We start from the raw sequence: 14,481 nt of genomic DNA, 5'->3' as shown, positions 1-14,481 counted from the left end.
ACTGTTTAATTAAATATATAAATTGGACCAAATATTAATTATTGAAAATTATGAAGAGAAGCATTTATTAGATAGAGATATACCATTTTTCTCCGGTGTTAATTTCACCCCCTGACTTTTCCTTTGATATTGTGCTGGTATACTCGCTCGCTCTTTTGTTGTAAGGCTGCCCTATGTTTACTCTTATTTACCAACACCCTGATTTTTTAGTTATTAATAAGCATCCAGGTATCAGTGTTCATAAAGATGACAATGATCAGCCGTTACTCGCAGCTGTTGCTGAACACACCGGCGATGAAAAGCTGTATTTGATCCATCGTCTAGACAAAATGACATCAGGTTTACTGCTGCTTGGACGTAATAAAGAAGCGGCATCGATCCTATCTTCAAATTTTGCTGAGCGGGTGGTCGAAAAGTTTTATGTAGCAATAGGCACCAAAAAGCCAAAGAAAAAACAAGGTGTGGTGATTGGTGATATGACTCGCTCACGTCGCAGTAGCTGGAAATTAGAAAGTACGAAGGAAAATCCAGCCATTACTCAGTTTTTCTCAACAGCTGCAGGTGAAGGACGACGTTTATTTCTCTGTAAGCCGCATACAGGAAAAACGCATCAGATCCGTGTTGCATTACGTAGTGTGGGTTCTGGTATTACTGGCGATGATATTTATGGCACTGAAACGTCAGATCGTGGTTATTTACATGCTTATGCACTGTCTTTTCCTTATAAGGGCGAAACACAGCGTTTTATTTGTCCACCAACAGACGGTAAATTGTGGCAAGTCGCTGAGACACAACAGGCGTTAAGCGATTGGAATCAGCCATGGCAATTAGAGTGGCCAACATTAGCTTATAAAAAGGCGAGTGTATAAATCTTTGTATGGATGCTGTGTTTTTCTGCAGTTTATTTAGAACTGTAGAAATCCTCAGCAACTAGCATCAGCACATATTCTTGGTGCTATAACTATCAATAAGCTTAACGTATAATGGCTGTCTAGGATCACCTAGCAAGAGAAAAAACATGCGTATTGTCCGCTCACGAGCTCATAGAAAACAACGTCGTAATCAACGCCAACTTCGACATTGTCGGTATCGGGCTCAGCAGTTTTTTCAATTAAAGTATGCTACGTTTTATTTCCCTTACCTCCCTGAATTAAAACAGACTAACGATGGTATTTTTCAATTATCATCGCATTTAATTTACCGTAATTATCCTGCATTTATACCGCATTGTTTACCTAAAAAAATCACTACTTCAGTGTTGCCAACGGCTCTATTATTAGCGGCTTGAGTAATATAAGACATGGAAACTGGTATTCTTGTGGCCAGTGGTTAAAATAGCGCCCTTAATTCACTATATAGTTTGAAATTATGGAAATAAGTGCATTACCCACTTTAGAAGCTCATCTACTCACAGCCTTGTCTTCACCGCCAAATGAAGTTCGCCGACTCTTTCATGGCCGTGGACGTTGCTGGCAAGGGTTAGAGCAAATAACGGTTGATTGGCTACAAGGTCAAGTACTTGTTTCCTTGTTTAAAGAGCCATCTCCTGAGTTCTTAGCTGAACTTACCACTTTGCTGAATAAACTGACTAAAACAGCAGAATGGCAAAACAGTGGTGCGACATCGCTATTGCTTCAACATCGTGATCGCGAAGGATCTCCGATGGACGTGATGTGGGGTGATACGTCTGAATATCAAGATGTGATTGAAAGTGGCTTAGTGTACAAGCTGGATCTTGGACGTAAGCAAAATAACGGCTTATTTCTTGATATGCGCTTTGGTCGTGATTGGGTTCGTGAGCAAGCAGCGGGTAAACGCGTGTTAAATTTATTCGCTTATACCTGTGGTTTCTCGGTTGCTGCAATTGCTGGTGGCGCAGAGCATGTTGTGAACCTTGATATGGCAAAAGCGGCATTAAGCCGTGGTCGTGATAATCACCATTTAAATAAACATGATTTAAAGAAAGTTAGTTTCTTAGGCCATGAATTATTTAAATCATGGGGTAAGGTACGCAAATATGGCCCATACGATCTCATTATTATTGATCCACCATCATTTCAAAAAGGTAGCTTTGCGCTCACGAAAGATTATCAAAAGATCTTACGTCGCTTACCTGAATTGTTAACCGAAAACGGTACAGTGTTAGCGTGTGTGAATGATCCTAGTATTACTTCAACTTTCTTAATTGAAGGTATGGCAGCAGAAGCACCAGAGCTCGTGTTTGAAAAACGTCTTGATAATCCACCCGAGTTTAAAGATATTGAGCCAGAAGGTGGTTTAAAGGCATTGGTATTCCAACGCAACTAATTGAAAAATAGAAAATAGCGATAACCATTATCTTATCCCTTATGTTTTAAATATAAGGGATTTTTTATATCTAATTGCTACGTTGCTAGTGATAAAAATGGATAAAGTGCCACATAGCCATATATTCAACCTTACTAACTTGTTCATAATTAAGGTAATGTTGCAATTTTTCAGCTGCTGACAAATACTGAAAAGACAGCATATAAAAATAAAAACGTAGGATTGTTAGTTCGTCTAGGGTAGCCACATAACAAAACATCGATTAAGGATGAGTCATTATGTTTAAGTCTTTTTTTCTCGAACGACGCTGGTTTTTATGGTCGATTTTGGGAAGCGCATTAATACTTTATGGTACTTGGTATAGTGTACAAATTACAGTTGAAGTCAATGAATGGTATGGATCTTTTTACAATTTACTTCAAAAGGCAATGACAACGCCAAACTCAGTGAAGTTTGAAGAAATACTTGCGGGAACCTTAGAATTTTTCAACATAGTGTCTTTGTATATCATTATTGCCGCTTTCTTAGAGTTTTTTACTAAGCACTTCGTGTTCAGATGGCGAACAGCAATGAATGATTATTACACCTCTCATTGGGATAAGATCCGTCATATAGAAGGGGCATCACAGCGTGTACAAGAAGATACAATGAGGTTGGCAGCGATCCTTGAAACATTAGGGGTTAGTTTTTTACGTTCAGTCATGTTGCTTATTGCTTTTTTACCTCTATTGTGGACGTTAAGTGAGAATATCAAAGAACTACCTTGGATAGGGCCCGTTGAGCATTCCCTGGTTTATTTAGCCATCATTATTTCTGTTTTTGGAACAGGGCTTCTCGCTATTGTAGGAGTTAAACTTCCGGGGCTTGAGTTTAATAATCAAAAAGTTGAAGCCGCGTATCGTAAAGAGCTTGTACATGGTGAGGATCATCTGGAGCGAGCGCAGCCTGAAACACTTAAAGAACTGTATTCAAACGTTAGGAAAAATTACTTCACATTGTTCAAGCATTATCTGTATTTTGATATTGCTAAGTTTTCTTATCTTCAATATACAATGATTATACCTCTCATTGCGATGGGACCTGCTATTGTTTCCGGTGCACTGACTTTCGGGCTCTTTACACAAATTTCTAATGCTTTTAGTAAAGTAGAAGAATCATTCCAATATTTGGTGCATTCTTGGAAGACTATTGTTGAATTGATGTCGATTTATAAGCGTTTGAAAGCATTTGAAATACAAATAAACGAGGCCATTGCGGCTTCAGAAGTAACGATAGACGAGCAAATTTAAATATACCTATTAATATTGAAAAGCCCGTGCCAAATGATTATTGGTACGGGCTTTTTATCGCTATGGAAATGAATATTAATTCAGTTCTTCACAAGAGTCTTTAGATACTGCTTGCTGCGCCATTGTACGACCACTGATATCTTTTATCGTAATTAGGTAATTTACGCCGCTATCAAATAAAGGTTGTATTTCTTTGTTATTACAGTAGTTTCTTGCAGCCGTTTTGGCAGCATTGGATGGCGAAACACGACTTTTTCCACCATAAAGAACATTAATTTTAACGGTATTTCCTGACGCGTAGGCTTGGGTTATTTGATAGGCATCAATTTTTGGATAAGGTGCTTTACTATCAATTGCTGCCGCGCGGCTTTTTGCTAATGTTTCTGCAATTTGTTGCTTTTCATGAGAAGCACAGCCACTAAGCAGTAATAAACCTAATGATGCGGTGATTAGCGCTTTGCTTATAGTTAATTTCACAATCTAGCCCTTAAATAAATTATGGAAGCACTTTTTTGAATGGCTTCACAATCACATTAGCGTATACGCCTGCATCAATATAAGGGTCAGCGTCAGCCCATTGTTGTGCTTGTTCTAAAGAAGCAAATTCTGCAATAACAGTAGAGCCTGTAAATCCGGCATCACCTGGGTTCTCACTATCAATAGCAGGCATAGGCCCTGCAACTAACAATCGACCTTGTTCTTGTAAATCTTGTAAACGTGCAAGGTGTTTTTCACGAACGCTCATACGTCGCTCTAAGCTATTTTCAACATCTTGAGAAAAAATGACGTACCACATTATTGTTCTCCCTAATAAAGTACAGAAGTGACAGCACTATGGTGTTGCTGGCTATCTTGTTGTTCTATTTCTCCATAGTAACCAATAAAAAAAGCACTAACTAGGCGTATTTTTTATATTTGTCGAATGTGGTTAATAACGTCATTTTTTGAAAAAAAGAAAAGCCCCAGAAAACTAGGGCTTTGATGTTAGTTTAGAAACTCTTGGCATGTTTTAAAATGATAAATTCTGTCTAATGGCTGCCACTTATCTTTAGCTGATTGATTTTTATCGGCACCTTGAAACTTTGCTACGTAAGCCTCCCACTCGGCTTGGCGAGGAAGTGTTGCTAACTTCGCCATTGCGATATCATGATTAAAGTCGTCGCTAGTTATCATTGTCATAATGATAGTGTCGTCATGTAAATATAACTCCATATCTAACACTTCAATTTCAGCTAAGGCTGCCACGGTTTCTGGCCACATATTTTCGGGCTGGTGTGCTTTTATATATTCACTGGCATTAAAGTGTTTATTAATCTTAAGTACTTTGGTAAAAATTTTCATTTATCGCACCATCGCTTTTTTAAAGGCAAAGAAGCAGATCACACAGTAGCCAAAGGCTGGGGCTAATTCAGCCATCGAGAAGTCAGAAACATTGTCAGCAATGAACCCCATAAGTGGCACCATAGCGACAGAGCCTACAATCATCATTACCATAAAAGAAGAAGCGATTTTTGTGTCTCTTCCTAAATCTGCAATACCTAGAGAGAAAATAGTTGGGTACATAATAGCCATGAACATTGCTGCGGCTACTAACGAGTACACTCCAATATATCCAGGTGCAAATGATGCTGATAATGCGGCAATGCAAGATAAGATGGCTAAATACCCTAATACTAAATGAGGAGAAAAGCGTTTAATTAGCTGTGTACCAAGAATACGTCCAACAAGAGCACCAACAAGTACGTAGATTAAATAGCTTGACGCTTTATCTGGTGTTAGTTCTAGTTTCATTGCACTGTATCGAATTGCGAAGGCATAAATACCATTTTGACAGCCGTTCATTAAAAACATCGCAATGAGCGCCCACTTGAAATGAGGCTTTTTCATGACACGCTTAAATGTTTTGAAATAGCCGTCAGAAGATTCACCTGCACTACCTACATCACTTGCTTTAGGAAATGGTGTGAAAATGACTAAAGCAACGATAAGACATAGCCCTATTGCAATAACGAAATAAGGTGCTGTCGCTGTTTGTACTAAACTGTGATGGTAAGCTTCTATTTGTTCTTGAGACATTGCAGCTAATTGAGTATCACTTTTGTATGTAACGCCTTTTAATATATAGTGAGAGCCAATAATTGCCGTTAAAAAGCTTGCTGCTACATTAAAGATTTGTGCAAAGTTTATTCTAAAAGCAGCTTCATCTTTAGATCCTAGCATTGTTGCAAGCGGGTTTGCTGATGATTCTAAAAATCCACAACCGCCAGCGATGACAAACAGGCCAACTAAGAAATAGCCAAAACTAAATATTGATGCAGATGTCGAGCACAGAAAAGTGCCTGTCGCCATGCACACGACACCAATAAGAATTGACACTTTAAAACCAAATTTATTACTGACAATACCTGCAATGATCGGAACGAAAAAATAGCCAAAATAAAAAGCACTATCAATAAATCCCGTTTGAAGATTGCTTAATTGGAAACCGATCTGAAACTGAGGAAGAATTACATTCTGAAGTGCATTAGGGATACCCCAAGCAAAAAACATAACACAAAGGGTGGCAAACGCGAGAGTATATTTCTTAGTGGTTGAAATGTTATTAACATTCGACTCTTTTATATTTACATGCATTTAAGTATGCCTCATTCCATTATTGTAAAAAATCATCATTAAGTAGGGTTGATGAAATATTACCTAAAAAAGTCACTTAATTAATTTATGGTTTTTTAATTGCTATCATGGTCTTTATATTCTGTATTTATTCGGTTTTTTATTTTTAAAGTTTAAAAATAAAGGTTAATTAAATAACCTTTATTTTTGTTAATTATAAACTATAGAATAATGACGCATTTTCATTAAATAATTTGCATTGGATGTTATGATTGTTTTCATAAATAGCTTTTTCACATAACCCTATGATTTTATTTACTTTTGATGCAACTTGGCATACAGGCCAATCTGTGCCAAACATAACACGACTTGGGCCAAATATATCAATCACATACTTTATATATTCTATGAGTTCTTCTTCTTTCCAGTTATACCAGTCGGCTTCGGTAACAAAGCCTGATATTTTACAGTAGACATGTGGGTAATCATTTGCAATTTTCTTTAGATGAATAGCCCATGTATCCCATTCTTTTTTCTTTATATTTGGTTTGGCAATATGATCAATAACCAATTTCATCTTAGGTAATTGTTCTATTAATCTTATTGTGTTTTCTAAGTGTTCACTTTTTATTAATAGGTCATAAGTGTAATTATATTCATTTAATAAACGTAAACCATTAATAAATTGCAGGTCGAGCATAAAGTCTATGTCTAGTTCATCATGTATAACATGACGAAAACCTTTTAATTTAGTAGACGTTTTATATTCTTTTAATTGATGCTCGAGATTCTTTGATTTTAAATCAATCCAGCCAACAATACCTAAAATATGTTCATTATGATCTGCTAAATCTAATAACCATTTTGTTTCCTGATCCGATTGTCTAGCTTGAACAACAACACTGCCATGAATATTATTGTCTTTCATTTCTTCTTTATAATGACTTGGAAGAAAATCTTGTTGCAAAACTTTCATGGAATCATCAATCCAATCATACTCACTTTGGTTGTAGTGCCAATAATGTTGGTGAGCATCAATTATTTTCATGGATAATTTCCTTATTACAAGTGAGTTAAGGTATCAATTTCGTTCCAAAATTCGTGAGGAATAGTGGCAGTAATACCTTTTAAATTTGACTCTAAATGATGCTCTTTCATGGCGTTAAGCATCACACTTGTAATTGCTTTATGTCTAAACGGAAATTGGATAGCTGCGGCAATTGGGTCGACATTATGTTTTTCACATACTTGATAGATCCGTTGTACTTTTGCAATGATTTCATCAGATGCTGGTGCATAATCATAGTAAGAGCCAGTCTTAGGACCTGATGCTAAAATACCTGAGTTAAATACGCCGGCAAGAATAATTGAAATATTCTTTTTGGCACATTCATCGAGAAAACCATCATCTGCGGTTTGGTTTAATAATGTGTAGCGACCTGCGAGCATGAAACAATCAAAATCAGTATGCGGCATTGCTTCTTTTAGAACGTCATGTTCATTACAACCAATCCCAATTGCTGTTACTAATCCTTGGCTACGTAACTCATCCATAGCCTTATAACCGCCATCCATTGCAATCTTGAATTGTTTATTATGCTGATCACCATGCGTATAACTACCGATATCGTGCATTAATAAAATATCAATTCGATTTGTACCTAAACGCTGGCAACTATCTTCAAATGAGCGCATCACGCCACTGTAGGAGTAATCATAATGACGGTTAAATGGCGCTTCATTAGGGAAATCATTTGGCATTTGCACTCCTTGCTCATGGCGAGGGTGTAAAATACGACCAACTTTTGTTGATAGGATATAATCGTCGCGATTATATTTATGAAGGCTTAACCCGAGACGACGCTCTGCAAGGCCCGCTCCATAGTGAGGAGCAACGTCGAAATAACGACAGCCAACATCCCAAATTTTATCTAAAGCAGCGCACGATTGGCGAGTTGATATTTCACGATATAAATTGCCAAAACCACTAGCTCCAAAACCAATTTTAGTTAAATCTAAATTTGTTTTGCCCAATTTTTTTGTTTCCATCATCTATCCTTAAATTATGCGATTAATTGGTTCATAGCTTTTTTAATACCATGTTGCTTAATATTGCTTATATGGGATGAAACGGTTTCTGTAAGCTTTGGTACACTGTTTAAATCTTCTCCCCAGTGTTCAGTCATACCAAGAACATTCATTGTTAATTGTTGATTATTGGATTCAAAAAGAGGTTGCCACTCTTTGAAATTATTAAGTATTTTTAAATCATCATTTAGTTCATAGGTTTCATTTTCACGAGTTCCTTGATAGAAACAAATAAGTGCAGCTAATGAAAAGGAAATGTATGCAGGCGCTTGATGATAAGTTTTACTATATGAGAGCAACTGTGGTAGAACTCGAGCCTTAAATTTGGCAAATGAGTTCAAAGAAATACTCAATAAGTTATGTTGGATGTATGGATTTTTGAAGCGGCTAATCACTGAGCTATAGAAATCAAGTAGTTCTTCTTGCGGCATTTTAATCATTGGTATGACTTCATGGCGAATAAGATTATCAACAAATGATTGAATATATTCATCTTCAATAGATTCTCTAACAGTATCGAATCCTGATAAGTACGCGACAGGAACCATTGAGGTGTGTGCACCATTTAAAATAGCAACTTTTCGCTCTTTATAGCTTTTTATATCGTCAACAACGTTAATGTTCAGTGGATATTGATTTAGCTTTAATTTATCTTTGAGCCAATCTGGCCCTTGAATAACAAATAAATAAAAATGCTCTGCTGTAACGAGAAAATTATCTTGATATCCTAAAGCTGATTCTATTTGTTGTATTTCATCTTTAGGGTAGCCTGTTACAATTCTATCAACAAGGGTAGAGCAAAATGTATTTGCCTCATTGATCCATTTTTGGAATTGATGCCCTAAATCCCATAGGTAGATATATTGTTCAATGCACTTTTTTAACTCTTCTCCGTTATAGTCAATGAGTTCGCAAGGAAGAAATATAAGCCCTTTATTGATATCACCATTAAATGTAGTAAAACGATGAAGAAGAAATTGTGTAAGTTTACCTGGAAAAGTTGAAGCTGGTTGGTCATGAAGTTTATCAGTATCATTAAATTTGATACCAGCTTCTGTTGTATTTGAAATAACCCATTCTAAATCTGGGTTTTCTGCTTCTAGTAGATACTGGTCAAACTCTTGATAAGCCAGTACTTCTTTATTAACTGATTGTATTACTCTTGCTGTTGATTCCTTTTCTCCTTTTTCATTAAGCCCTCTAATTAGAGTTGTATATAATCCATCTTGATTGTCTAATTTTGTATGCAGGCTATTAATTGGTCTTATTATTGTAATGCCGGTATTAAAATCGGTATGCTCATTAAGTAAATCAAATTGCCAGTCAATAAACGCTCTTAAAAAATTACCTTCACCAAATTGTATTGCTTTTGTCGGGTAGTTTTTTCGTGGGTATGACGCATTATTTAATATCATAAATTTACTCTTATCTTTAAATTATTATTAGCTGTCAGGCGAGGTAAACTATGTGATGAATATACCCATGAAAAAATGACTTTTTATCTGTGTGGTTATTTAATGTGTTAGTGTTCATTATTTTTGGTTTTTTATCGGTATTTAATGTAAGGATCAAAGTAATATCGATGATAATTACAATAAGTATTGATCTATATAAGAAGCATAAATAAGATATGATTGTCAGGTGGGGGCTTTAATAAGAGGCCATTACAGTGAATACAGTCTACAAAATTAGTGATAAAGACAATGTTGTTATTGCATTAAAGAATTTTAAATATGGTGAATTATTTACTATTGGAAATAATACTATAGAAGTAAAAGAGCCTATTGATAAAGGTAATAAAATTGCTTTAACTGATATTAAAAATAGTGAATTAATTATAAAATATGGATTTTCAATAGGTCATGCTATTGAAGATATAAAGCAAGGTTTTTTAGTTCACACCCACAATATAAAAACGAATTTATCTGATACGATTGATTATACATACACACCTAAAATAGAGAAAGAACGTGTTTCTCTTTCTGAAAGAGAAATTAATGTTTATCAAAGAAATAATGGTGATGTCGCAATAAGAAATGAAATATGGGTAATACCAACGGTTGGTTGTGTAAACGGTATTTCAGAGCAGATTGTTAATGAATTTAAAAAGAGACATACACTAGATGATATTGATGGTGTTTTTGTTTTCAAGCATCAATTTGGTTGCTCTCAACTTGGTGGTGATCATGAAAATACTAAACTGATTTTAGGTGATCTCGTTAAACATCCAAATGCTGGCGGGTGTTTAGTGGTTGGGTTAGGCTGTGAAAATAATCAAATTTCCGCATTCAAAGAAAGTTTAAATGATTATGATGAAAACAGAGTCATGTTTATGAACTCTCAAGATGTAGAAGATGAGATAGAAAACGGTGTTAAAAAATTAGAGACTATTTATCAATTAGTTAGAGCTGATAAAAGACAGAGGTTGCCAATCGGCAAGTTAAAAATTGGTTTAGAATGTGGTGGTTCAGATGGTTTTTCTGGTTTGACGGCGAATCCATTACTCGGTAAGTTTTCTGATTACATCATTAACTATGGTGGTACATCTGTTTTGACTGAAGTACCTGAAATGTTTGGCGCTGAGCATCTTTTATTCGAACGATGTAACGATAAGAAGACGTTTGATAAAGCGGTGAATATGGTGAATGATTTTAAACAGTACTTTATCGATCATAATCAGCCAATCTATGAAAACCCATCTCCTGGTAATAAAAAGGGTGGGATCTCAACACTAGAAGATAAGTCACTGGGTTGTACTCAAAAATCAGGTTCATCGAGTGTTATTGATGTTTTAAGTTACGGCGAAAAAATAAAGAAAAACGGTTTATTGTTATTAAATGCACCAGGCAATGATCCTATTGCAACAACAGCTTTATGCGCGAGTGGGTGTCATATTGTGTTATTTACAACTGGTAGAGGGACACCTTATGGTGGGGTTGTACCTACAATAAAAGTGTCTTCGAATAATACATTAGCCGAGAAGAAGAAAAATTGGATTGACTTTAATGCTGGCAAACTTTTGACTGGTACTTCTATGAAAGATTTGTTAGAAGAATTTGTTGATCGTATTGTCGCTGTTGCTAATGGTGAATTGACCTGTAATGAAAAAAATAATATGCGTGAAATTGCTATTTTTAAATCAGGTGTAACACTTTAAATAACGAGCAGCACCAAATGGTGCTGCTTTTTTATTGTTCAATTAGATTATTCTCAAAAGACTTTTTAGCTGTCTTTAAGTGAAGTTCTAATTCATCTTTTGCTTCTAAGTAATTACCAGATAACATTTTACACAATATCGATATATGTTCCGAAATGGCTATTTGATTTCTATTTCTTAAATCGTGGTCATCCCATTGATACTGCAAATGAAATATCATGGATATAGTCTCAAAATATTCATCCATAAAAACATTATCACTGGCAGATAGAATAAGTTTATGAAATTCTCTATCTATATTTGAAAACTCTCTATAGTCATTTATTATTTTTTTATCAAAGTTTTTATGTTGCTCTAATAAGTACTTTGCTTGTGTCCAGCGAATATCATTTTTAGGAAGTTGCATGAAACTTTTTATTGAATGGTTCTCAATTAACAATCTTAAATCATATAGTTTGTTTACATAATTAACATCAATTGGAGTCATTTCCCATAGCCCATGCTCTTGAAGTTTTAGTATCTTAAATCGAGAAAGGATAATTAATTGCTCATGAACTTCTTTGACACTTATTCCAATTTCAGAGGCAAGTTCTCTTTCGGTGAAGAGGTCACCTGGCTGTATTTTTTTACTATTAACAGCATAATTAAGATATTTTTCAACAAGCTCTTTGGGTTGTTTTATTCTTGTTTTTTTTACTTTCTTATATTTATCATTACTATCCGGTTTTCTTGATAAAACAATGCCATTGTTAGTTTCTATAAGTAATTTTTTGTCTATAAATTCATTTATTATATTTCTAATTGTCGTTCTACTTACACTATAAAGTTCTGCAAGAATTGTTTGTGATGGTAATGGGGACTCTATATTTCCCTGACTTAAATCATCTATTATTTGATTAGCTATGAGCTTTCGCAAATTTTTACTTCGTGACATGCTTTATCCTCCTGCTATATATAAAAAACCATTTAACGACTAAAAAAAAGGATTACAGTCACACTAATTATTTATTTTAAAAATATGTGAAGTGTAAAGGTCGATAATGTTCTCAATTTAATGAGGAGCACCTGTTATGAAAACTTTAGTTGTTGAAAAACCTTATACCTTTAAATATGAAGAAACTAATATTCAAAAGCCGGGGTTAAATACCGTTACCTTGCGTGTGTTAGCAGTCGGTATTTGTGGTACAGATATTCATGCTTATACAGGGAATCAGCCTTTTTTTACATATCCTAGAGTTTTAGGTCACGAAGTTTGTGGTGAAATTACTGAAGTAGGTGAAAATGTAACACAATGGAAGCAAGGTGACCGTGTTGCCTTAATTCCATATGTATCATGCCAAGTTTGTCCATCATGCCAAAGTGGTCGTCCTAATTGTTGTGAAAATATTTCGGTTATCGGCGTTCATGAAAATGGTGGTTTTTGTGAGTATTTAAATGTCCCAGCATCACAATTACTTTCAGTCTCTGATGTTGAACCATCCACAGCAGCCCTCATAGAACCATTTGCTATCAGTGCCCATGCTGTCAGACGTGCAAATGTGCAAAAAGGTCAAGATATCCTTGTGGTTGGGGCTGGGCCAATTGGACTTGGGGCTGCAGCTATTGCCAAAAGTGATGGTGCAAATGTTATCGTCGCTGATACTTCTGAAGAACGTCGTAAGCACATTGAAAAGGTTGTCGGCGTAAAAGCTATTACACCTGATGAAGAGGCGGTTAGAGAGTGTTTTTCAGGGGCTCTGGCACTGACTGTCATTGATGCTACTGGTAATGCTAATGCGATGAATAACGCTGTAAACCTGATTCGTAATGGTGGCACGATTGTGTATGTTGGTTTGCATAAAGGTAACCTAGAAATTAGTGATCCAGACTTCCATAAAAAAGAGACCACATTAATGGGAAGTCGTAACGCGACACTTGAAGATTTTGAAAAAGTGGCTCGTTTAATGGCGAGTAAAGACATCTCAGCAGAAATGATGTTGACTCACAGTTTTATGTTTTCTGAGTTGGCTGAAATTTATCAAGAGCAAGTTATTGATAACAAGCAATTATTGAAAGCTGTTATTTTAATGTCAGAGTAATTCGAGGTAATGATAATGGCAGATATCACCATTAGCGTTATTGGAGAATGTATGGTTGAGCTACAAAAGTCGGGGGAGTTATATAAACCTAACTTTGGTGGCGATACTTTAAATACAGCCTTGTATCTCGCTCGTTTAGTTAATGGAAAAAATATCAGTATTAATTATGTTACTGGTATTGGTGAAGATATTTTTAGTCAGAAAATGGTGAAAGCTTGGCAAACTGAAAACATTAACACTGATTTAGTACATACCTCAGCAACTAAAAATGCTGGTTTATATGTAATTGATACTGATTCTGATGGCGAGCGTAGTTTCCATTATTGGCGAAGTGATTCTGCCGCGCGATATTGGTTACTAGATGTCAGTGTGCCAGATTTAGTCAGTAAGCTCAGTCAAAGCCAGTGGATTTATTTAAGTGGTATCAGCTTAGCAATATTGCCGAAACAAGCGCTTGAAATTTTGTTTGATGTTTTACATCAATGCCATCGACAAGGAACTAAGATTGCTTTTGATAACAACTATCGAGCAAATCTGTGGTCTTCGAGAGAGGAAGCTCAGTCTGCTTATCGCTGTATACTAAAGATGACAGATCTTGCTTTTTTAACTTTCGATGATGAGCAAGCATTGTTTGGTGATGCAAGCGAATCACAATCAGTAGAACGAGCGCAATCAATGGGGATTGATGAGATCGTTATAAAGCGAGGCAGTCACGCTTGTTTTGTTGTTAAAGATGACCACCTTCATGAGGTACCTGCTAGACATATCTCAAATATCATTGATACAACGGCAGCTGGTGACTCGTTTAGTGCGGGTTATATGGCAAGTCGATTTATAGAATGTGATGCACTAAAAGCTGCTGCAATGGGGCACCTACTCGCAGGTACTGTTATTCAATATCCCGGTGCCATCATTCCGTTAGATGTAATGCCACAACTTAATAATTAGG

At 35.8% G+C, this 14,481-nt stretch carries 15 protein-coding genes; 7 read left to right on the top strand and 8 right to left on the bottom strand.

Annotated elements, in window-relative coordinates:
* The first annotated feature begins 173 nt into the window (after nucleotides 1–173).
* From C9J46_RS01630 to sbmA, 4 genes are all read left to right on the top strand, one after another.
* The gene (locus C9J46_RS01630) at nucleotides 174–869 is read left to right on the top strand and encodes a TIGR01621 family pseudouridine synthase (RefSeq protein ID WP_107205657.1); all 696 of its coding nucleotides are present in this window, start codon (nucleotides 174–176) and stop codon (nucleotides 867–869) included.
* Nucleotides 870–1,018: 149 nt separating this feature from the next.
* Nucleotides 1,019–1,288: a hypothetical protein gene (locus tag C9J46_RS01625; RefSeq protein ID WP_107205658.1), complete on the top strand. Its 270-nt coding sequence runs from the start codon at nucleotides 1,019–1,021 to the stop codon at nucleotides 1,286–1,288.
* 80 nt (nucleotides 1,289–1,368) lie between these two features.
* Nucleotides 1,369–2,307 carry a class I SAM-dependent methyltransferase gene (locus C9J46_RS01620; RefSeq protein WP_107290449.1) on the top strand — a complete coding sequence of 313 codons (939 nt, stop codon included), beginning with the start codon at nucleotides 1,369–1,371 and terminating at the stop codon, nucleotides 2,305–2,307.
* Nucleotides 2,308–2,585: 278 nt separating this feature from the next.
* Complete coding sequence (gene sbmA, locus C9J46_RS01615) at nucleotides 2,586–3,596, top strand: peptide antibiotic transporter SbmA (protein WP_107290448.1); 1,011 nt, start codon at nucleotides 2,586–2,588, stop codon at nucleotides 3,594–3,596.
* A gap of 75 nt (nucleotides 3,597–3,671) precedes the next feature.
* On the opposite strand, the gene gspS2 is transcribed toward sbmA, so the two are convergent.
* From gspS2 to C9J46_RS01580, 7 genes are all read right to left on the bottom strand, one after another.
* Nucleotides 3,672–4,073 carry a type II secretion system pilot lipoprotein GspS-beta gene (gene gspS2, locus C9J46_RS01610; protein ID WP_107205661.1) on the bottom strand — a complete coding sequence of 134 codons (402 nt, stop codon included), beginning with the start codon at nucleotides 4,071–4,073 and terminating at the stop codon, nucleotides 3,672–3,674.
* Nucleotides 4,074–4,092: 19 nt separating this feature from the next.
* Nucleotides 4,093–4,392, bottom strand: a complete 300-nt coding sequence (locus C9J46_RS01605; RefSeq protein ID WP_107205662.1) for a YciI family protein — start codon at nucleotides 4,390–4,392, stop codon at nucleotides 4,093–4,095.
* Between the two features lie 188 nt (nucleotides 4,393–4,580).
* Entirely contained in the window at nucleotides 4,581–4,937 is a 357-nt protein-coding gene (locus C9J46_RS01600) for an L-rhamnose mutarotase (protein ID WP_107290447.1), read from the bottom strand.
* On the bottom strand, nucleotides 4,938–6,230 hold the full coding sequence (fucP, locus tag C9J46_RS01595) for an L-fucose:H+ symporter permease (protein WP_107290446.1): 1,293 nt from the start codon (nucleotides 6,228–6,230) through the stop codon (nucleotides 4,938–4,940).
* 193 nt (nucleotides 6,231–6,423) lie between these two features.
* Complete coding sequence (locus C9J46_RS01590) at nucleotides 6,424–7,257, bottom strand: amidohydrolase (RefSeq protein ID WP_107290445.1); 834 nt, start codon at nucleotides 7,255–7,257, stop codon at nucleotides 6,424–6,426.
* A gap of 14 nt (nucleotides 7,258–7,271) precedes the next feature.
* Nucleotides 7,272–8,258 carry an aldo/keto reductase gene (locus C9J46_RS01585; protein WP_107290444.1) on the bottom strand — a complete coding sequence of 329 codons (987 nt, stop codon included), beginning with the start codon at nucleotides 8,256–8,258 and terminating at the stop codon, nucleotides 7,272–7,274.
* Nucleotides 8,259–8,272: 14 nt separating this feature from the next.
* Nucleotides 8,273–9,712, bottom strand: coding sequence for a tagaturonate reductase (locus C9J46_RS01580; protein WP_107290443.1), 1,440 nt, complete (start codon nucleotides 9,710–9,712; stop codon nucleotides 8,273–8,275).
* 254 nt (nucleotides 9,713–9,966) lie between these two features.
* On the opposite strand from C9J46_RS01580, the gene C9J46_RS01575 reads away from it, so the two are divergent.
* On the top strand, nucleotides 9,967–11,454 hold the full coding sequence (locus C9J46_RS01575) for a UxaA family hydrolase (RefSeq protein WP_107290442.1): 1,488 nt from the start codon (nucleotides 9,967–9,969) through the stop codon (nucleotides 11,452–11,454).
* A 31-nt stretch (nucleotides 11,455–11,485) separates the two neighbouring features.
* On the opposite strand, the gene C9J46_RS01570 is transcribed toward C9J46_RS01575, so the two are convergent.
* Entirely contained in the window at nucleotides 11,486–12,388 is a 903-nt protein-coding gene (locus tag C9J46_RS01570) for a GntR family transcriptional regulator (RefSeq protein WP_107290441.1), read from the bottom strand.
* Nucleotides 12,389–12,524: 136 nt separating this feature from the next.
* Between C9J46_RS01570 and C9J46_RS01565 the strand changes: the two genes are divergently transcribed.
* Complete coding sequence (locus C9J46_RS01565; protein WP_045082637.1) at nucleotides 12,525–13,532, top strand: zinc-binding alcohol dehydrogenase family protein; 1,008 nt, start codon at nucleotides 12,525–12,527, stop codon at nucleotides 13,530–13,532.
* Nucleotides 13,533–13,547: 15 nt separating this feature from the next.
* The gene (locus C9J46_RS01560; protein WP_107290440.1) at nucleotides 13,548–14,480 is read left to right on the top strand and encodes a sugar kinase; all 933 of its coding nucleotides are present in this window, start codon (nucleotides 13,548–13,550) and stop codon (nucleotides 14,478–14,480) included.
* The last annotated feature ends 1 nt before the right edge of the window (nucleotide 14,481 follow it).

The organism is Photobacterium sp. GB-36, from assembly GCF_003026135.1.
Taxonomy (GTDB): domain Bacteria; phylum Pseudomonadota; class Gammaproteobacteria; order Enterobacterales; family Vibrionaceae; genus Photobacterium.
This window is presented reverse-complemented; position numbering and strand designations above follow the sequence as displayed.

Bases quoted from the DNA above. Each gene is read 5' to 3' on its own strand.
- C9J46_RS01630 (WP_107205657.1), top strand. From the start codon at position 174: ATGTTTACTCTTATTTACCAACACCCTGATTTTTTAGTTATTAATAAG.
- C9J46_RS01625 (WP_107205658.1), top strand. From the start codon at position 1,019: ATGCGTATTGTCCGCTCACGAGCTCATAGAAAACAACGTCGTAATCAA.
- C9J46_RS01620 (WP_107290449.1), top strand. From the start codon at position 1,369: ATGGAAATAAGTGCATTACCCACTTTAGAAGCTCATCTACTCACAGCC.
- sbmA (WP_107290448.1), top strand. From the start codon at position 2,586: ATGTTTAAGTCTTTTTTTCTCGAACGACGCTGGTTTTTATGGTCGATT.
- C9J46_RS01605 (WP_107205662.1), bottom strand. From the start codon at position 4,392: ATGTGGTACGTCATTTTTTCTCAAGATGTTGAAAATAGCTTAGAGCGA.
- C9J46_RS01600 (WP_107290447.1), bottom strand. From the start codon at position 4,937: ATGAAAATTTTTACCAAAGTACTTAAGATTAATAAACACTTTAATGCC.
- fucP (WP_107290446.1), bottom strand. From the start codon at position 6,230: ATGCATGTAAATATAAAAGAGTCGAATGTTAATAACATTTCAACCACT.
- C9J46_RS01590 (WP_107290445.1), bottom strand. From the start codon at position 7,257: ATGAAAATAATTGATGCTCACCAACATTATTGGCACTACAACCAAAGT.
- C9J46_RS01585 (WP_107290444.1), bottom strand. From the start codon at position 8,258: ATGGAAACAAAAAAATTGGGCAAAACAAATTTAGATTTAACTAAAATT.
- C9J46_RS01580 (WP_107290443.1), bottom strand. From the start codon at position 9,712: ATGATATTAAATAATGCGTCATACCCACGAAAAAACTACCCGACAAAA.
- C9J46_RS01570 (WP_107290441.1), bottom strand. From the start codon at position 12,388: ATGTCACGAAGTAAAAATTTGCGAAAGCTCATAGCTAATCAAATAATA.
- C9J46_RS01565 (WP_045082637.1), top strand. From the start codon at position 12,525: ATGAAAACTTTAGTTGTTGAAAAACCTTATACCTTTAAATATGAAGAA.
- C9J46_RS01560 (WP_107290440.1), top strand. From the start codon at position 13,548: ATGGCAGATATCACCATTAGCGTTATTGGAGAATGTATGGTTGAGCTA.